Source organism: Altericista sp. CCNU0014 (assembly GCF_044923475.1).
Lineage (GTDB): Bacteria > Cyanobacteriota > Cyanobacteriia > Thermosynechococcales > Thermosynechococcaceae > JAAURS01.
The window spans coordinates 2,857,266-2,878,196 of the sequence record NZ_CP137338.1 but is presented as its reverse complement, the minus strand read 5'-3'; the positions used below and the strand labels follow the sequence as shown (position 1 = coordinate 2,878,196).

The 20,931-nt window shown below is 52.7% G+C and carries 5 protein-coding genes (1 of these 5 cut by a window edge); all 5 read right to left on the bottom strand.

The window, feature by feature from the left end; all coding sequences use genetic code 11:
- Tightly spaced (each overlapping or abutting the next), the 5 genes in view from R6H26_RS14020 to R6H26_RS14000 form a layout consistent with a single transcriptional unit that may run on beyond the window.
- Positions 1 to 559, bottom strand: partial view of an SDR family NAD(P)-dependent oxidoreductase gene (locus R6H26_RS14020; RefSeq protein WP_404791157.1) — the 5' end (the start) only. 6,770 nt of this gene lie to the left of the window's left edge; 559 of the gene's 7,329 nt are visible here — the first part of the coding sequence; its start codon is at positions 557 to 559; the stop codon falls past the left edge of the window.
- The gene (locus tag R6H26_RS14015; RefSeq protein WP_404791155.1) at positions 556 to 4,260 is read right to left on the bottom strand and encodes a condensation domain-containing protein; all 3,705 of its coding nucleotides are present in this window, start codon (positions 4,258 to 4,260) and stop codon (positions 556 to 558) included. The genes R6H26_RS14020 and R6H26_RS14015 overlap by 4 nt, the downstream gene beginning before the upstream one ends.
- Positions 4,253 to 8,803, bottom strand: a complete 4,551-nt coding sequence (locus R6H26_RS14010) for an SDR family NAD(P)-dependent oxidoreductase (RefSeq protein WP_404791153.1) — start codon at positions 8,801 to 8,803, stop codon at positions 4,253 to 4,255. Before R6H26_RS14010 ends, R6H26_RS14015 begins: the two co-directional genes overlap by 8 nt.
- Entirely contained in the window at positions 8,790 to 12,068 is a 3,279-nt protein-coding gene (locus R6H26_RS14005) for an amino acid adenylation domain-containing protein (RefSeq protein WP_404791151.1), read from the bottom strand. The genes R6H26_RS14010 and R6H26_RS14005 overlap by 14 nt, the downstream gene beginning before the upstream one ends.
- Entirely contained in the window at positions 12,058 to 20,931 is an 8,874-nt protein-coding gene (locus R6H26_RS14000) for an amino acid adenylation domain-containing protein (protein WP_404791150.1), read from the bottom strand. Before R6H26_RS14000 ends, R6H26_RS14005 begins: the two co-directional genes overlap by 11 nt.

Sequence of the window (20,931 nt, the reverse complement as noted above, 5' to 3'; positions counted from 1 at the left end):
AGGTAGAACAGGCGGTCTGGAGGGTGAGACTGGGGCCTTCTAAGTTGAGTTTGTAAGAAACACGGGTGGCCAGAAAGTCCTTATCGTTGGCGATCGCCAATTTATAGGGATCGACGGTTTCTTTGTACGCAGGGTTGAGATAAACATTGAGCCAATAGCGACTCAGACTCGATCCGGCAAACACGCCAATCGCGCCGGGATAGGTGGCTGGGTCGTAGCCTGCATGTTCCAGGGAAGACCAGGCGCATTCCAAGAACAGGCGGTGTTGCGGATCGGTCAGTTCTGCTTCTCTGGGGCTAAAGCCAAAGAAGGCGGCATCAAATCCTTCCGGGGCTGCTAATTCAGCCCTTGCTTTCACAAAATGCGGATCCTGAAGCAGTGCGGGATCTACCCCAGCCGCGAGCAGTTCTGCATCGGTAAAGAAAGAAATGGACTCCACGCCATTTTTGAGGTTTTGCCAAAATGCCTCAAGGGTGTTTGCCCCTGGAAAGCGGCCTGCCATGCCAATAATGGCAATTTCCGAACCATTTCTGGCGATCGAGGTTTCTGGTGAACTCATGCGGATTGACCTCCTGTCATACTGCCCATCGATTTCATTTTTTTCAGGCGTTTTCTTTGGTGGGCTTTCCCGCTTTCTCGCTTCTGATAAACTTCTATCTCCCTGTCTGAATCCGGTTCCGGCGGGGTTTGACCCAAGTGCTGGGCCAAGGAATGAATGGTGGGATATCGAAACAGATCTAGCAATGAAAGATTTTGGCCAAAGCGTTCTATCAGCTGACTCTGTACCCGCACCATCAACAGAGAATGACCGCCCATGTCAAAGAAGTTATCGTGCAGCCCGATGCTGTCTAAGTTGAGTGCCTGCTGCCAAAGGGTGGCGATCGCCTGTTCGAGTTCGGTTTGGGGCAAGATTGTAGGTTGTGATTTCCGCTCTACAGGAAGGGAAAGCGATCGACGATCGACCTTGCCGTTCGGCAGCAGTGGTAATACCTCCAGCGCTACAAAGTGGCTGGGAATCATGTAGCTGGGCAAAATCTGGCTCAGATGGTCTCGGAGTGTTTGCACGAGAAGAAGATCGGCTCGATCCGAGGGGAGCGAACGGTTCTCAGGGACAATATAGGCAACGAGGGTGCGATCGCCTTCTGTCAATTCCTGGGCCACCACAACTGCCTCGCGGACGACAGGACATTGGGCTAAACGGGCTTCTATTTCCGCTAACTCAATCCGAAACCCTCGAATTTTGACTTGGCGATCTATGCGACCTATCAGCTCAATATTGCCATCAGGAAGATAGCGGGCGAAATCTCCGGTTTTATAAAGGCGATCGCCAGCAGCAGTGCCAAAGGGATTGGGAATGAATTTCTCTATGGTGAGGTCTGGATGGTTGAGATACCCCCTCGCCAAACTCCTGCCGGCAATACATAGCTCACCCAGTACACCAATAGGGGTTAGATTCAGGGCCGGATCGAGTAAATAGACTTGAACCTGGGGTAGTGGTCGCCCAATCGGTACAGACATCAGTGGCTCAAAGGCTGTTTGAGAAGTCCCATTCATCCCTGCATTCGCCCCCCAACCCCCCAACTTTGGGGGACTCTGAACTCTAAAGTCCCCCAAATTTGGGGGATTTAGGGGGCGAGTGTAATGGCTTTGCACCTTTTCAACCTGCCCCTCAGTTAACGGGCTGGGGGCTTCGTAAACTGTGGCGCTGATGGTTGCCTCCGTGGGGCCATAGGCATTTAGCCAACGCACAGAATTGTCCGCGAAAGATTGCCAAAGTTTTAATTTCTCCGGCGAGGCAGGTTCTGTACCCACAATGACGAGGCGCAGTGCAGGCGGTAGTGGCAGTTGACGTTCAATGAGATAGCTCACCCATTCGTGCCAGTAGGCCGTCGGTAGATTGAGAACCGTTAATTGTGCTTCCGTCAGAAATGTGTGGAAGCGATCTAATCCCAGCGTTTCTTCCTCGCGCAGCAAAACAGTAGCCCCCCGCAACCAGGTCGGAAACAGCTCTTCGGCGGCGACATCAAAGCTTAAAGAAGCAAACTGCAACACGCGATCGCTCTCTTGCAGTTGATAAAGATCGGCAGCGGTCTGGCTATGACTGACTAGGGCTTGATGAGTAATCAAAACCCCTTTGGGCGTTCCAGTTGAACCGGAGGTGTAGATGACATAGGCCAAGCGATCGGGGGCGGCTGCTCTAGGTGGGTTTTCTAGACCTTTTGCATAAATTATCGCCCTCTCCCTAAATCCCTCTCCCAATCCTGGGAGAGGGACTTTGAATCTTGCTCCCCTTCTCCCAAGGTTGGGAGAAGGGGCTGGGGGATGAGGGCAAATGCAGTATTCATGCAAGAGGTCTTCTGTAACGTCAGGCTCCTGGGCTAATTCCCCATCCAAACAGATAACTTCAGCCTGATGGGCGGATAGATTTGCGAGGAGATTTGATTGAGTCAGCAGTAGGTCAATGCGAGCATCGCCTAAGATAAAGGCCAAACGCTCTGGGGGATAGGCTGGGTCTAGTGGGACGTAGGCTCCGCCCGCTTTGAGGATGCCGAGGACACCCACGGCCATCTCCAGCGATCGCCCCACACAAAGCCCCACCAATTGGTCTGGCTGGACACCGCGCGATCGCAAATAATGGGCTAACCGATTGGCTCTGGTGTTGAGTTCGGCATAGGTGAGCTGCTGCCCTGCAAATGCGATCGCAATGGCTTGGGGCGATCGCGCAACCTGTGCTTCAAACAGTTCATGGATGCATAGGTTGCAAGGATCTTCCAGGCTGGGAGAATTCCACTGCGTCAGAATCTGGTGTTGCTCTTCTGGGGTTAACAAGGGGAGTTGCGAGAGCTTCTGGTCTGGATTCGCGATGATTCCGGTGAGTAACACCTGAAAATGCCCCAGCATCCGAGCGATCGTTTCTGCCTCAAACAGGTCGGTGCTGTATTCCAGCTCGGCTAGCAGTCCTTCCGGGGTTTCGACCAGATCTAAACTCAGATCGACTTGGGCCGTGCCCGTTTCTGATTTCAAAGACTCAAGGGTTAAATCCGCCAGCTCCAGCGGGGCCATAGGGACATTATGCAAGGCAAACATTACCTGAAACAGCGGGTTGCGGCTCAGGTTGCGTTCCGGCTGGAGTGCTTCTACCAGCACCTCAAAGGGTAAATCCTGATGGGCATACGCGCCTAAGGCAACCTCTCGCACCCGCCCCAGCAACGCCCGAAAACTGGGATCGCCCGACAAATCCGATCGCAACACCAGGGTATTGATGAAAAACCCGATCGCCCCTTCCAGTTCGGCCCGATTGCGATTGGCGATCGGAGTCCCCACCACAATATCGATTTGCTGCGTATAGCGATGCAGCAAGACGTTGAAGGCTGCGAGCAGCGTCATGAATAAAGTCGTTCCGGCGAACTGGCTCAGTTGCTTGAGGGCATGGGTGAGGGCTGGAGAAAGAGAGCAAGACCGTTTGGCCCCTTGATGGGTTTGCAGTGCGGTTCGAGGGCGATCGCTGGGCAGTTGGAGGATAGTTAATTCGCCAGCAAGCTGCTGTTGCCAGTAGGCGAGTTGAGTCTTTCGTGGCACCTGCTGCTGCCGTTGCCAGTCGGCAAAATCGGCATATTGAATCGACAGTTCCGGCAGCGGGGATGGCTCTGCTTTGGTAAAAGCATCGTAAAGCGCAACCATTTCCCGCACCAACACCCCCGTTGACCAGGCATCAGAAACGATGTGGTGTAGGGTCAACAACAGGACATGTTCGGAGGTGCTGAGTTTGAGCAGTTGGAGCCGGAGTAAGGGGCCTTGGGCAAGATCGAAGGGTCGCCGAGCTTCTTGAGCCGTTAGATCTTGAACCGCCCTCCTGCTTGCCTCCTCTGCCAAAGTTTGTAAGTCTGTAATGGGCAAATGAATAGGGGCTGCTGGAGCGATCGCGGGAATCGGTTCTCCCCGGACAGTCCTAAACGTGGTGCGCAGAACTTCATGGCGGCGCACAATTTCGCTAAAGCTTTGGGCCAGAGCTTCTATATCCAGATCTCCCATGAGGCGAATCGCTCTAGGAAGGTTGTAGGCCACACTCTCCGGTTCCAGTTGATGCAAGAACCACAGCCGCTGCTGGGCAAAGGAAAGACGGGCTGGATTGTTGGGCGATCGCCGAGGAATACTCTGTTCTCCACGGTTGGCCGGAATTTTTCCCTGAAGGCGCTGGGCTAGGAGGGCTTGCTTTGCTGCGGATAACTGAGCCGCACGGGGTTGGGAGAAATTAGACATTTTGTAAAAGCCTCCGTGCTTCGTCTTCCGTGAGGGATTCAATTTCCTCTAGGAGTAGGTTTTCAATGGCTTGGGCTAACTGGGCAATCGTGGGGTAGTCAAATAAGGATTGCAGGGGTAGCTCGATCTGAAGAGTTTTGCGGATATGGGAGGTAACCTGTGTCGCCAAAAGGGAATGTCCGCCGAGGGCAAAAAAGTTATCGTGAATGCCAATCCGTTCGATGCCCAATAACTGCTGCCAGATTTCGGCCAAGGTTTGCTCCAGCTCGGTTTGGGGCGCAAGGGGGTCTTGCTGGATACGAGGGGACACGGCGGGTTCTGGCGGGGTTGCTGCGATCGCTGGCGTAGGGGTCAGGGTGGCAGCCAAGGACTGGAATGAGCGGGACTGTTGCAGCTTTTGCAGCAAATCTTGGGTTGAGACAGCAACTTGAGGCAATCCGCTTTGCAGAATGCGACGAAAAGCTTCTACCCCTTCTTCAGGAAGCATCCCTGCCTCTAAACTAGCTATGCGCCTTTGGGCCAGAGCTTCCGGCACATGGGTCTTCACTGCCATGCCAACCTGTTGCCAAGTGCCCCAGTCGATCGCGATGGTGGGGAGTTTCAGGGTATTGCGATGGGCGAAGCAATCTAAAAAGGCATTAGCCGCGCAGTAATCCACCTGTCCAAAGCCGCCCAAGGCAGAACTGAGGGAAGAACACAACACCCAGAAATCTAGGGACAATTCCTGAAACAGCTCGGCCAGCACTAAGGTTCCCTGTATCTTTGGGGCTAATACTTGCTCCGCTGCTGCACGGGTTTTGAGCTGCATCATGCCACCCCCTGCTACCCCAGCGGCATGGATGATGCCATGAAGGGTTTCGAACTGCTCTAAGATTTGAGTTTTTACCGTTTGCATCTGAGCAAGGTCAGTCACATCGGCTTGCAAAACCAGCACCTTTGCACCCTGTTGCTCCCATGCTTGGATGCTCTGTACGACCTGGGGTAACGCATCGGAGCGGCTGACTAGAATCAGTTTTGCCTGAACGGTTCGGGCAAGATAGTCTGCCAACGTCAAACCAATCCCCCCTAGTCCACCTGTAATGAGATAAACTCCCTCAGATCGTAAGCGTGGGTTCTCACTTGGATCTGCCAGATTTGCTTCTAAGCGAACGGGGTCAAAAGTTTGCTGCCAGCGATGCCGACCTCGATAGGCCACCCATTGGGGATGAAGGGCCGTACATTCGGCTATCAACTGTTCCACTAACCGATCGCGATCGCCCTCATTTGCAGGCAGCACCACATCAACGAGCTGACAGTTCAGGTGAAGGTATTCCTGGTTCATCACCTTACAAGGCCCGAGAAGAGTTGCTTTTTCAGGAATAAGTATTTCTGTTCCCGTAATGTCGTAAAGATGATTGCTGACTACAAGCACAGACAACGGCGCTGAAAGCATTTGCTGACCGAGAGCCTGGGCTAAAAACAGAAGACTGTAAAATCCAAGCTGACGATCGTGAGAATCAGAAGGAGATGTGAGGCTCCAGAAATGAGCGATCGCCGTCAGCATTTCCCCTTGCTGCACCAAGGTTGTGAGCAACCTATCGTAGTCTTCTACCAGATGGGGGTTGAGGGTGTAGGTGCGATCGCCCTGTTGCTGGAATTGTTCGCCCATCCTCACGGTAATGATCATTTGATTGTCTTGGTTTAACCGTTGTGCAAAGGATTTGCCAAGATGGGTGTCATCCAAAAAGATCAGCCAACCACCAGACCGAGGATTCAAGGGAGGAGAGCCTGCAAGGAGCGGTACCTGTTTCCAAGTAGGAACGTAAAACCAGTCAGCAATATCAGGTTTCTTAGTAGAGGAATTTGTAGAGGACTGCTCTGGTTCTTTTGTGTGAGTGGTGGGCGGATCGATCCAATACTTCTGGCGCTCAAAGGGATAGGTTGGTAGCGGGATACGCTGTCGATTCGATTCTGCATAGGCGGCCCATTGGATGGGTACTCCATGTAGCCAAAGCTGACCCAAGGTATAAAGCAAATGAGCAGTATCAGACTGGGTGTCGCGGGGATGGGGTAGGGAGGACAGCAGGATGGAATGAGCGTGGGGCTGTTGTTGGGCCAAGGTACTCAAGGTTTTGCCGGGTCCTACTTCCAGCAAAATCAGGTGCGGATCTTGCTGGAGCGTTGCAATTCCCTCACTCAATCGGACTGTTTGACGGAGATGCGTTGCCCAATAATTGGGATCGGTTGCTTCCTCAGTCCGAATCCAGGTGCCCGTAACGTTCGACAGAAATGGAATCTGAGGCGGATGGAGCGCGATCTTCTGAATCGCCTCTGCAAAGGGGCGCAAGATTGGCTCCATCATGGGGGAATGGAAGGCGTGGGAGGTGTGGAGCCGTCGGCCTTCAATGCCTTGCATTGCCAACTTTTGCGAGAGTTCGTCAATGGCTGAAATCGGGCCAGATACTACGCAGAGACTGGGGCTGTTGATGGTTGCGATAGCTATCTCTCCATCCAACCAAGACAGGAGTTCTGCTTCCGGGAGCGGGACGGCTAGCATCGCCCCTGCTGGCATTTGCTGCATCAACTGACCGCGCAGGGTAACTAAATTCAAGGCATCTTCCAGGGAAAACACCCCCGCCAAACAAGCGGCGACATACTCCCCAATACTGTGGCCCATTAACGCTGCGGGTTTGATGCCCCATTTCATCCACAGTTGAGCCAGGGCATATTCCACCACAAACAGAGCGGGCTGGGTCAGGGCTGTCTGCTGGAGAGCATCCGGATCGCCGAGGGAAGATTCAGGGTAAAGGATAGTTCGCAAATCTAGCCCCAACAACGGCATCAGTTCTTCGCAGCAATCATCGATCTGTTGCCTGAAGTAGGGTTCGCTCTCGTACAGTCCGCGTCCCATCTGGATATACTGCGCTCCCTGTCCTGGAAAGAGAAAGGCAACAGGGCGATCGCTGCGATTCTGGGGTTGGGCGATCGCTTGTTGGGCGTTAAGCGTCGTCAAGGCTTGGACAGCATCCTTGAGCTCTTCACAAACCACCACGCGGCGATGTGCAAAGACATTGCGGCCCACTTGGAGCGTATAGGCCACATCCGCTAGAGATAATTCAGGGTGATTGACGAAATAGTCTGCTAGGTTCTGAATGGCTTGCTCTAGGGCCGTGGGGGTTTTGGCAGAAAGCAGCAAGAGGTGATGGGGGCGAGGGGAGGGAGCAGCGGCGGACTCTTGGTGCGCAGCTATCGCAGGGGCTTCTTCCACAATTACATGGGCATTGGTACCGCCAATCCCAAAAGAACTCACCCCAGCTCGACGGGGTCGATTGGGTAATGTTTCCCAATTTATACATTGGGCATTGACGTAAAAGGGGCTACTCTCAAAATCAATTTGGGAATTAGGAGCCTGAAAATGTAAACTGGGCGGAATTTGGCGGTGTTTCAGCGCTAAAACGGTTTTGATCAGTCCCGCAATGCCAGCCGCCGCATCTAAGTGACCCAGATTGGTTTTAACCGATCCAATCCCGCAGAAGCCTGTGCGATTAGTCTGTAAGCGAAACGCTTGGGTCAGCGCCGCGATCTCGATGGGATCGCCCAGTTTTGTTCCGGTTCCATGGGCTTCAATGTACTGAAGGCTGTCTGGGGTCACGCCAGCGACGGCAAGGGCTTCTGCGATCGCGGCAGCCTGACCCGTGCAGCTAGGGGCAGTGTAGCCCACTTTGTAAGCCCCATCGTTGTTGATGGCTGACCCTCGGATGACAGCATGAATCGTGTCGCGATCGGCGATCGCCGCTTCCCATCGCTTCAGCACCACCAGACCTACGCCATTCCCATTTACAGTGCCTTGCGCCTGGGCATCAAAGGCACGGCAATGGCCATCCGGTGACAAGATTCCCCCTTCCTGGTAGAGGTAGCCCATTTGGGCCGAATGGCTGATGGAAGCTCCCCCGGCCAAGGCCAGATCGCACTCCCCATTCAGCAGGCTTTGACAGGCCAGATGGACTGCCACTAAAGACGTCGAGCAGCCCGTCTGAACGTTGAGGCTGGGGCCTTGCAAGTTGAGTTTGTAGGAAGTCCGGGTGGTGAGGTTATCGGGGCGGTTCGCAATTCGGATTTGATCGGCTCCTACGGTCTGAATCAGGTCTCGATTGGCAAAGAGGTGATGGAGAAAGTAAGTATTGACGCTAGAGCCGCCAAATACGCCAATGGCACCCCCTGTTTTTGCGGTATAGCCTGCTTGCTCTAACGCTTCCCACGCAATTTCTAAAAAGAAGCGCTGTTGCGGATCGATGATTTCTGCTTCTCTGGGACTAAAGCCAAAGAAAGCCGCATCAAAAGACTCAATTTCCGATAGTGCACCGCCTGCTTTAACCGCATTGGGATGCTTCAAGAACGCGGTGTCGGCGGATGGGGTAGTGTCATCATCAAAAAACGTGATTGATTCCACCCCAGCTTGTAAGTTGTGCCAGAATTCCGTCAAATTCCTGGCTCCTGGGAATCGTCCCGCCATCCCAATAATGGCAATTGCACCCGATAAATTCTGGGAATTACTGGCCTGCATCCTGAACCTCCTGGATTTGTCTGCGTTGATTTGCAATTGCCTTGCGGGTCTCGGCGCGATCTAAACTGCGCTGTAAAGAGGGAGTATCAGGCGGGGGTTCAGACTGGGTTGGGTTGAGGTAGTTGGCCAAGGACTGAATCGTCGGATAGCGGAAGAGATCCCCCATTGCAAGATCTTGCTGGAATTGCGCTTGGAGTTTGCTATGCACCTGTACCATCAGCAGCGAATGACCGCCTAAATCAAAAAAGTTATCCTGTAGGCCCACTGACTTTAGCCCTAGGGCTGCCTGCCAAATTTCGGCGATCGCCCGTTCGGTTTCCGTAGAGGGTGGGGTATAGGTCAGAGTCTGGGAGAGTTGGCGTTCTGCGGGAGCAGGAAGTGCCTGGATATCGACTTTGCCATTGCCTGTAAGGGGCAAAACCTTCAAAAAAACAAAGGTTGCAGGTACCATGTACTCCGGCAATTTCTGCCGTAAGAATTTCTTTAGTTCCAGCTTATTGAGAGGCTGGGAAAAACGGGGCACGATGTAGGCAACTAACCCTGGTTGGTCAGCGAGATCAGTCACCACCACCTGATGGATCTCGCTGTGCTGCTGCAAAACCGACTCAATTTCAGAGAGTTCCACTCGGTAGCCTCGGATCTTCACCTGCCGATCCAGTCGTCCCAGAAATAGTAGCGACCCATCGGGCAAGTAGCGGACGCGATCTCCCGTTTTATAAAGCCGTTGACCGCTCGGCGCGCTGAAGGGATGGGAAATAAACCGCTCGGCAGTAAGCTCCGGCTGATGGAGGTAGCCCCGCGACACAGTAGCCCCGCCGATATACAGCTCGCCAGGTAAACCCTTTGGCACGGGCTGTTGATTCCGATCTAGAACATACATTTGAGCGTGGGCTAAGGGATATCCCAAGGGAACGGCTTCATCTGGAGCGATCTCATCCACGGGCTGGGACGGTACGGTATAGGCCAACACTCCCACCGTTGTTTCTGTAGGGCCATAGTGATTCAAAATTCGACAGTTCGGCTTGAGGGCTTGAAGTTGCGCTACGAATCCCCAGGACAAGGCTTCTCCTCCCAACACCAGACATTGCTGGGGCAGGAGTCGATCTGGGTGAGCCGTGTTCAGCAGTGCCTGAAGATGGGACGGTACAATTTTGAGGCAATCGATTTTATGCTGCTGGATATAAGTCCCCAGCGCCACGGGATTTGATAACCGCTCTTGAGCGATGAGATGCAAACACCCGCCCGTGCAGAGGGCTGGAAAAACGGCGGTATTCCCTAAATCGGCGGCAAGGGTAGAGACTGTCGCAAAACTAGACCCAGTCGGAAGATCGAGCTGTTCTAAAATGCCGCAGAGGTAGCTATAAAGTTGGCGATGCTCAACCGCAACACCTTTGGGTTGTCCGGTTGTCCCAGAGGTAAACAGCACGTACATCAGGTTCTCGGGCGTGGCTGCGCCAGCAAGATTGCACTCAACCTCCTGCGCGATCGCCCTTCCATCTCGATCCAGACAGATGAACTTGCCCCCAGGATTCAGCGTCGAGAGCGCATCTACTAAGGCTTGTTCTGCGATCGCCCACTCTACTTGTGCCACCTGTAATCGTGAAGCGATCGCTGCAGCAGGCAATGCCGGATCTAAGGGCAGATAGGCCCCGCCTGTCTTGAGAACAGCCAACAGCGCAACAATGGATTGTGGCGATCGCCCTAAATAAATCCCCACAATTGTTTCTGGCCCTACTCCCAAATTCTGGAGGTAATGGGCCAACTGATTGGCTTGGCGATTCAGTTCGGCATAGGTCAATTGCTGGTCTTCGTGGACTAGAGCGATCGCCTGGGGATGCTGCTCTACTTGCGCCTCGAACAAGTGATGAATACAGTAGCTCTCTTGGGGTGGATCGCACGCTAAAAATAGCGCTTCGCGTTCCTCGACACTCAGCAAATTAAGCGTGCTAATCGGCTGCTGGGGATGGGCGATCGCATCAGCTAGCAACGCCTGAAACTGTTGGGCCAGAGCCTGAACAGCCTGGGTTGTAAATCGACTGGCATCGTAGTAAAACACCAGCTCTACAGTGTCTGCTTGTTGAATGCAGGTGAGTTTGAGCTTAAACCGCTCAATACAGGCATGATGCTGAAGCAGTTTCCAGGAAAGGTTCTTGGTTGCCCAATGCGTTGGATCCGATGCAAACTCAAACCCAACTGGGAAAAAGTAGGGTTCAGATGTATCTGTATTCCAGACAAAATAGTCTTGCCATTCCTCTGCTGCACGGCATTTTTCTGCTAGTAAGGTCAGAACCTCAGTGAAGTGCAAATCCGGTGTTAGCGGACAATGCAGCGGTAGCCAAGTCGCCAATAGCCCCAAAACATTGTGAAGTTCAGGGTAAGTTCTGCGATCGCAACCATAGCCCATCACCAGATTCGGTTCTTCTGTCAGGCGAACCATGAGGATAGTCCAACAGGCTAGCAAAACATCACGAACAGAGGTGTTTTGTTGTTCAGCAAAGCTTCCCATCACAGAGGTAGAAATCTCTATTTTCCAAGCTTCCACCTGAAAATTTGTGTGAGACCGATCTTCAAAGTCCCCCAAACTTGGGGGATTTAGGGGGCGAGTGTAATGATGTGGAAATTGTTCAAAAGGTAGCTTTAAATTTGCCAGTGCAGAGAGTGGAACTGATTTCCAATAAGCTCGTCCCACCTGTGACTCTTCCTCGGTCAACAACTGATGCTGCCATTCCGAAAACTGGACATACTGCACCCCTTCCTCAGCAGGGGTTAAGGGTGTAGAGGCTCCATAGCGATCGCCAATCTCTCGCACTAAAATCCTGAGACTCCAGGCATCAAAACAGAGCGCAGGTATACTCAATATCAGCAGATGGCGATCTGAAGTAAGTCTCAACAACTTCACCCGGAGTAGCGAGGATTGACTCAGATCCTCAAAGCGATATTGCGCGGCCTGTAAAAGTTTAGCAAGTTGGATCTCTTGAATCTGAGTACTGAGTTCTGTCCAGTCCATTTCCTCCCACTGCGGCACGCAGCGCTCGGCAACGACCATGACTGGAGTTTTCATTCCCGGCAGTCGATGGAAGTGCGATCGCAAACTGTCGTGGCAATTGACGCTATCTTGCACGGCTGTCTTTAAGTCATTGACATCCAGTGCACCTTCAATCTCCACAACACAGAAGGCACCATAGGCAAATCCCGTTTGTTGTAAGTGCCAGAGTCGTTCTTGCTGGGGAGAAAGCCTAAATCCGCTTAGAGTTTCAGTGGGCATGGGCGGCCTCCTTGGTTGGATACGCAAGTTTTTCGCTGCCGATCATGTCTCCCATCGCCACCACCACTTGCCTTGGCCCGCCATAAGGGTTGCGGCCATGGGCCATCAGCATGTTATCGAGCATGAGGACATCCCCTTGCTGCCAAGGAAAACTCACTTGAAGGGTCTGATAAATCTCTAAAATTTCCCGTACAGTCTCATCTTCGATCGCCGAACCATCACCATAGTAGACATTGCGCGGAAAGTGTTCCGGTGAGCCAAAACTAGCCAACAGAGATGCGCGCACCTCAGGCTCTAAACAGGCCGGATGATGGAGCTGAATCTGATTGAAAAAGACTGACTCACCCGTTTGGGGATGATGGGCGATCGCAGGTCGAGTTTGTTTAGTTCTCAAGTCATTATCGGGAAGCCATTCATACTCAATTCCTGCCTGCCGACAGGTTGCTTCCACCACCGCGCGATCGCTCGTGTGGAAAAAATCTTGCCAGCTCACGTCTAACCCATCGATAAAGTTACGCACATACATGAGCTGGAGTTGGGCAAAGCGATCGCGCAGGCGAGGATTCAGCTTTTGTAGGATCTGGCGACAGTCCACAATCGGCGTTTCGCCCCCTTCCTGTGCAGGTTGGAGACAGCAGAACCAAATTTTTTGAGGCCAGGATTGGAGGTGAGAACTTTCGCTGTGAAACAAAATCGCCTGATTCGCAGGATAGGGGGTTGCCCCATAGATCTTGCCGCCCACGTCCTGACGTGGGAGATCGCCATACTCCCCATAAAGTCGCGGACAAATAGCCGCTGCTAGGGTTTCAAAGGCCGTCGCCGAATCAACGCCCACCCCTCGGAACAGTACTGCACCACGATCCAGCAATTTACGTTCCACAAAGGAGCGATGAGCCAAGGCCCAGTCCGCAATATCCAAAGCCGCCACTTTCGGCTCAATGACGAGGGGAAAGGCTGCATCGGAATGGAGAAAACGGGTTTGGATCAACTGGTCTGCATCCAGTTGAATACTTTGGGGTTTGATACTAGCAAATTTCTGGAAGCGTGAAGCTTGTCGCTGTTGTTGCTGCATAAGCTGGGTTTCCTGCTCGATCTGGGACAGCATGGGCAAGGAGTGGATGCGGGCTTCAGGTTGAGTACAAAGGCTTTCCACTAAAGTTTCAAATTGGCTGGAGAGACGGGCGATCGTATCGGCAGCAAAAAGCTGAGCGTTGTAACGCCAAGTGCCTTGAATCCCCTGTTCGGTTTCTGTCATAAAGAGGGCAACGTCAAATCGGGCAGTACCGCTCTCAATCGCCATTTGCTCCAGCGTGAGATCTGGAAGTTCCAGCGGCGGCATGGGCGCATTCTGTAGCACAAAAAGCACCTGAAATAGTGGCATCGCCTTGAGTTGTCGTTCGGGACGCAGGGCTTCTACCACCTTGACAAAGGGCACATCTTGATGGGCATAGGCTCCAAGCGTCACCGTTCGCACCCGTTGCAGTACCTCGCGCACGGTGGGGTTTCCACTCAAGTCCGCGCGCAGCACCAGCAAGTTCACAAAAAAGCCAATTAATCCTTCAATAGACACATCGGTGCGGTTGGCAACATCAGTACCAACCACGATGTCTTCTTGCTGCGTATGGCGATGCAGCAAGATTTGAAACGCTGTTAATAAAGCCATAAAGAGAGTGACATTTTCCTGGCGGCTAAAGGTGACCAGCGCCTCCGAAGTTTGAAGCGATAGCTGAAAAAAATGGGTAGCACTAGGACTGCTGGAGACGTCTTCTCGTGGGTAATCCGTAGGCAGTTGCAAGGTTGAAAGATTTGCAAGCTGTTTTTTCCAATAGTTCAGCTTTGTTTCGAGTACCTGACCTTGTAACCATTGGTTTTGCCAGAGCGCAAAGTCAGCATACTGGATTGGCAACTCAGGCAGAGAAACGGGATCGTCTGTCGTGAAGCCGCGATACAACGCCGCCATTTCACGAATGAGCACACCCATCGACCAGCCATCAGCCACAATGTGATGCATTACAAATAGAACGACATAATCTGCTGCACCCAGCCGCAGAATTGCAACCCGCAATAAGGGCCCGTGAACCAGATCGAAGGGCTGTTGGGCTGCAACCAAAAGCTGCTCGGATAGCTCAGAATTTTGTGCGATCGAGAGATCGGTAACGGCTATTGCCAAAGGTCTGGGAGGATGAATGCGTTGTAGCGGTTGCCCTTCAACAACCGTAAAGGTCGTTCGCAAGACCTCGTGGCGTTCGAGCAGGGCGTTGATGCTTTGTTCTAATGCCGCAATATCCAGGTGGCCCTTCATTCGCACTGCCGCTGGAATGTTATAGGTGGCCGTGTCTGGCTCCACTTGCTCTAGGAACCAAAGCCGTTGCTGGGCAAAGGAGAGCGGAAAATCGCGATCGCGCACAGCCGTCTCCATGGGCGGTGGCACCTCATCCCCATCCTGATGAGGTGCCTCAAGATAGTTCGCAAGACCTGCAATGGTGGGAGTCTCGAACAAGCGCTGCAACGGCAATTCGACGGCAAACACAGCTCGAATTCTGGAGATGAGTTGAGTGGCTAGTAAAGAATGTCCTCCCAAAGCAAAGAAGTTATCGTTAAGACCAATCTGTTCTAGCTCCAACACCTGGCTCCAAATTGAAAGGAGCAGTTCTACTGTCGGCGTGTGGGAGTTTGAGTCGGCAGTGGGTCGATCCACAAGCTGCAACTGTCGCAGTGTCTGACGATCCACCTTCCCATTGGGTGTTAGAGGGAATGCAGGCAGTACCAGAATAGCGGAGGGAACCATGTAGGACGGCAATTTCTGCTGTAGCCAGCCTTGAAGTTCACAGCCTGAGTAAGACGCTTCAGTGGCTGCCACGTAGGCAACGAGCCTGTCTTCTTGGGCCAGGGCGATCGCACTTTGCACCGCAGGATGTTGGCCCAGAGTCGCTTCCACTTCGCCCAGCTCAACCCGGAAGCCCCGCACTTTCACCTGATAATCTGACCGACCCAGAAATTCCAAATTGCCGTCTGGACGGTAGCGCACGCGATCGCCAGTTTTATAAAGCCTGTCTGCGGGCTGGAAGGGATTGGGAATAAATCGTTCTGCGGTTAAGTCAGGTTGATGTCGATACCCACGGGCAACCCCATCCCCTCCAATGTATAGTTCTCCCGGAATGCCAATGGGTAAGGGCTGCAACTGTTCATCTAGGACGTAGATTTGCGTGTTAGCAATCGGTCTACCAATGTGGATGGATTCAGACCCAGCAGCAATCTCCCCATCACTGATGCAAGACAGAAGAGACCAGATGGTCGTTTCTGTAGGGCCATAGAGATTCCATAGAGAGGCGCTGCGTTGCACCAATGCCTGAGCCAGTTGCGACGATAGGGCTTCACCACCACACAGGATCTTCAAGTTAGGATCGCCCTGCCATCCCGCATTGAGGAGCAGTTGCCAAGTTGCAGGCGTCGCCTGCATAACGGTGGCCCCAGATTGCTGAAGGAGCGCCCGAAGCTGCACCCCATCCATGACTGTTTCGCGAGGGGCGATCGCTACCCGCGCGCCGACCGTCAGGGGCAAGAATAGCTCTAGCGCTGCAATATCAAAGGAAAGAGTAGTCACCGCCAGAAGCGTATCTTGACTCGTCAATCCAGGTTTGCTGCGCATTGAGTGCAGGAAGTTCGTCAGCGCTCGGTGAGGAATTTCTACCCCCTTGGGCTTCCCTGTCGATCCAGAGGTATACAGCACATAGGCTAAATGCTCTGGAGAAAGGGTCACCTGGGGATTAGTGTTAGGCTGTTGCGCAATTTCAAGGCGATCGCGATCCAAACAAACGATAGGAACTGCGGTAGCAGGCAGGCAATTTTGACAGGATTCCTGAGCGAGCAGGAATTGGGGCCGAGCCGATTCGATGAGATCGGCAAGCCGTTCCTGGGGATAGCTGGCATCCAGAGGCAAATAGGCTCCCCCCGCCTTGAGAATTCCGAGTAACCCCACCACCATTTCCAGAGAGCGCTCTACACAAATGCCAACCAGCACTTCTGGCTTAACCCCCCGTGCTTGCAAAACACGAGCGAGCTGATTGGCACGGCGGTCTAACTCTTGGTAGGTGAGGTGTTGGTCTGTGAAGGAAAGGGCGATCGCATCGGGCGTTTTGGCAGCTTGGGCGGCAATATATTGCGGCAGAATCTCGGCCTGGGCATCACAGTCAACCTGGGTCTGATTCCATGACGCTAAAACTTGCTGTCTTTCTGAATCGCTTAAAAGAGAGATTTGGGCGATGGGTTGCTGAGCATCCGCCACAATACTTTTTAACAAGCTTTCGTAATGCCCCAGCAGCCGATCGATGGTGGCGGCATCAAACAGATCGGTGTTGTACTCGACGGTTCCCTTCAGTCCCCGATCGGTTTCCAGAAGCGATAGGGTGAGATCGAAACGAGCGGTTTCGCTTTCGATCTCCAAAACGCTAACATTCAGTTCAGTGAGGGCCAAATCCTGCAAAGGATCTTTCTGCAACCCAAACATGACCTGAAACAGCGGCGAATGGCTGAGGCTCCGCTCTGGCTGGAGGACTTCAATTGACTTCTCAAAAGGAAAATCTTGATGGGTGTAAGCCCCTAAGGTGGTTTCGCGCACCCGATGTAAAAGGTCTTGGAAAGGCAGATTGCCAGAGAGATCGGTACGCAGCACCAAGGTATTTACAAAGAAGCCGATCGACCCTTCAATTTCCGTCCGGTTTCGATTAGCAATGGGAGAACCGACCAATACATCGGTTTGCCCGGTGTAGCGATACAGCAAGACCTTGAAGGCAGCCAAGAGGGTCATAAAGAGCGTGACCCCTGCTTGTTGGCTCAACTGCTGCAGAGATGCCGTGAGAGATTGAGAAATCTGCCAAGTTTGGGTTCTCCCGCTGAAGGTCTGCACTGCTGGTCGAGAGCGATCTGTAGGCAGGGTGAGGAGAGGAAGATCTCCGCTAAGCTGTTGTTGCCAATAGGCAAGTTGTGGATCTAACCTACCCTCCTGGAGCCAGTGCTGTTGCCAGAGGGCAAAGTCAGCATACTGAATCGGCAATTCTGGCAACAGCTTGGGATCGACAGTTGCTGAGATATCTTGGCAGAAACAATCGTACAGAACGGCTAACTCCCGCACCAAAATCCCCGCAGACCAGCCATCGGCGATGATGTGATGCAGTGTGATGAAGAGTACCTGCGAATCTGGATTCAGTTGCAGGAGCGTTGCTCGGAGTAGGGGAGCTTGGGTTAAATCAAACGGCTGTTGCGCTTCTAATTTTGCGCTCTGTCGAATTTCTGCGGGTTGCTGAGATTCAGGAATATCGCTCAGATCGATGATCGATAAAACAAAGGGTTGGCATTGCGCAATAACTTGCACGGTTTTGTCGTCAGCTACCGTAAAGCAGGTTCTCAGCGATTCATGACGGCGAACGATCTCGTTTAAACTTTGCTCTAGGGCTGCGTGGTTCAAGACTCCCTGAAGCCGCACAGCACGAAATAAGTTATAGGAGGCATTCCCCGGCTCTAGCTGCTCTAAAAACCAAAGCCGCTGTTGAGCAAAGGAGAGAGGCAACGGCTCTGTCCGATCGCCTCGCTGGAGCGGTAAAGCAGCCACCCCTTGCCCCGATCGCATCAAGATTTCAATGCGATCGCCCGATTCCGCCACCGTCGGCGCTTCAAACAACGCCCGTAACGGCAGTTCCACTTGAAAAGCATCCCGCACCTGAGACATGACCTGAGTGGCTAGTAGGGAATGGCCCCCCAAATCAAAGAAATTATCGTGAATTCCCACTTGTCTTTGATGTAGTAGTTTCCCCCAAAGGCTTGCTAACACTGCTTCCACAGGCGATCGCGGTGCTTCGTAATTCTGGTTTCCCTGTATCAGCGCTGGATCGGGCAATGCCGGACGATCCAGTTTGCCATTGGGTGTTAGGGGTAATGCTTCCAGTTCAACAATTGCGGCGGGTACCATGTAGTCGGGTAACTGCGATCGCAACCACTCACTAATATCAGCTAATTCTGAGGCCCCCCTTTTTAAGGGGGGTTGGGGGGATCGAATGCAGTATTTTGAAGATCTCCCAACTTGTGTAGCCTGCTCTGGAAGAAAGGGCCTGACCACATAAGCCGCCAAGTACTGCTGTTCTGGATCCTCCCCACGCAACACCACCGCTGCTTCCTGCACTAGGGGATGCTGAATCAAGACGGCTTCAATTTCCCCTAATTCAATCCGAAAACCGCGCAGCTTCACTTGATTGTCGATTCGGCTCACAAATTCCAGCGTGCCGTCCTCGCAATATCGCGCCAGATCTCCGGTTCGGTAAAGGCGATTGCCTTCACTGGCGCTAAAGGGATCGGCAATAAATCGCGCTGCTGTGAGTTCGGACTGGTTGAGATAGCCCTGCCCAACACCGCCGCCGCCTACATAAAGCTCACCCGTTACCCCCAGCGGCACAGGTTGCAGAAAGGAATCGAGAAGATAGATTTGAGTATTGGCAATGGGTTTGCCTAAAGGTACCACGATCGTACCAGCCTCTAAGGACTGGGGAATGGGATACACCGCTACGATTCCGCTGGTCTCCGTTTGCCCAGACATATTGATGAGCTGAGCAGGGTGTTTTACTTCCTGCCGCCAGCGTCTGGGAATATCTGCCCACAGGGGTTCGCTCGCTGACAGAATTAATCGCAGAACATTGTTCAATAAACGCTCCCGTTCTGCTTCCGGCAACCCCATCAACCGCTGAATACAGTTGCGCCAGTAAGACGGCACTACATCCATCACCGTCACGCCATATTCCTGAATGGCTGCAAACAGCAGCAGGGGGTCGGTGCGCTGTTCTGTCGTGGCGATCGCCACTGTTGCCCCATGACACAACGGCACCAGCAACTGCCGCACGGAAGAAGAAAAGGCAATCGATGCTGTATGGAGATAAATATCCGTAGCCTGAATCCCTAGGGATTGCTGCATGGCTTGGACATAATGGCACAGATTGCCATGACTAATCTGCACGCCCTTGGGTTTTCCCGTGGAGCCAGAGGTGTAGATGACGTAGGCTAAATCAGGGGTAGTATTCTGAGACGATGGATTATCTGAGGAGGACTGAGCGATCGCAGACCATTGTTCGTCAAGAAATACGCGCTGAATAGGCTGAGAAGATTCCAAAGTAGGACAGGGCATATCTCCCCAGTCTGACTGCGTTAACAGCACAGAAATCCGAACATCTTGGAGCACATAGTTCAGCCGTTCTGGCGGATAGGTTGGATCGAGGGGAACGTAGGCAGCACCCGCCTTCAAAATGCCCAGAACTCCGATCGCCATTAGGGGCGATCGCGCTACACACAGTCCCACTAAATCCCCAGGTTGAATGCCCAAAGATTGTAAATAATGGGCTAACTGATTGGCCCGGACGTTGAGTTCTGCGTAGGTAAGGGCTATATCGGGAAATAGAATCGCGATCTGCTCGGGATTGTTGGTTACCCGATCTTCAAAAAGCTGATGAATGGATTGACTGGGAATGTTGTAACTTACCGTAGGATTTAACCCAACCCTTAAGTTACGGCACTCCGCTGGGGTGAGAATATTGAACTGACCGATCGCCGCCTCTGGAGATTGCAGAATGCTGGCTATTAAGGTCTGAAAGTACCCCGCTATTCGTTGAATATTTTCTGCTGAGTGGTAGTGAGGATCGTAGTGAACTGCGGTGTTGACCCTCTTGCCTTGCTCCTGGCAGACCAGCTTCACCTGAAAGCGCTCGGGGCAAACCCAAACCTGTTGAATGGAGAACGTGAGCTGGGCGATCGTCCAGGGTTCGGGCTGATTTTCAAACTCAAATCCAAACGGGAGAGGCTGTTCGGGAGCGGTAGAGGTTGCCCCAGCAAAATAATCCTGCCACTCGTCGTGTGCGTCCAGCGTTTGCTGTGTTTGCTGTAAGCAAGTTAGAAATGGAGCTGTTTCTTCTAGCGCACAGGTCAGCGGCAGCGTTTTGGCAAACAATCCTAGAGCGCTTTCTAATTCTGCGTACTTGCGCCCCTCACAGCCGATACCGACGATCGAGTGAGAGGGTTGGGTCAACCGCCATAGCAAAATCTGCCAGCAGGTCAACAAAAGAGTTGAAATAGTAGTCCCACTATTCTGTGCCAATGCTTCGACTCGATCTATCCAGTCAGCAGGCAAGGCTAATGTATAAACCTGAGGCTGAAATTTAGCGTTTTCAGGGGGGTGTTTCTCAAAGGGCAGATGAACCCTAGTCGAACGAGTCAGCGCTAATTGGCTCCAATACTCTCGTCCTGCTTGAGCGGCTTCATCTTCAAGGATCTCATGCTGCCACTCCGCTAAATCTGCATACTGAAGGGGCACTTCATCCAAAATCCGATTTTGTACGCAAGCTGCATAGGTTTTACTAATTTCCTGCGCAAGGTTGTACAGAGTGACCGCATCCGCACATAACGCTGATAAATGGAGCAGTAAGGTGTGCTGCTGGGCAGATTGTCGTATTAGCTCCAGACAAACCGTTGGCCCTTCGCTTAAGTCAAATGGCTGCTGACGCAATGCAATCAACCGATCGTTAAGCTGGGTCGTCTGGGTTTGGGATGAAAGCGAACTCCAATCTTCCACGAGCAGTGAAGGAGAAAGATCGGGGGCGATCGCCTGTAACGGAAAGGTAATGTCCGGCAAGCAATGGAATGTGGTTCTTAGGATTTCATGACGAGCGATCGCTTGCTCGACAGCTGTTTTTAGTGTGGTTAGATCGAGATCGCCCGAAATAGCGATCGCTGCTTGAGCGCAATAAACAGCACTGTCATCTTGAGCTGTAAATTGCCAAACCCGCTGCTGTTGCGGAGAGAGGCGAAACCCCTCAAAATCTAATTGCAT

Bases quoted from the DNA above. Each gene is read 5' to 3' on its own strand.
- R6H26_RS14000 (WP_404791150.1), bottom strand. From the start codon at position 20,931: ATGCAATTAGATTTTGAGGGGTTTCGCCTCTCTCCGCAACAGCAGCGG.
- R6H26_RS14005 (WP_404791151.1), bottom strand. From the start codon at position 12,068: ATGCCCACTGAAACTCTAAGCGGATTTAGGCTTTCTCCCCAGCAAGAA.
- R6H26_RS14015 (WP_404791155.1), bottom strand. From the start codon at position 4,260: ATGTCTAATTTCTCCCAACCCCGTGCGGCTCAGTTATCCGCAGCAAAG.
- R6H26_RS14010 (WP_404791153.1), bottom strand. From the start codon at position 8,803: ATGCAGGCCAGTAATTCCCAGAATTTATCGGGTGCAATTGCCATTATT.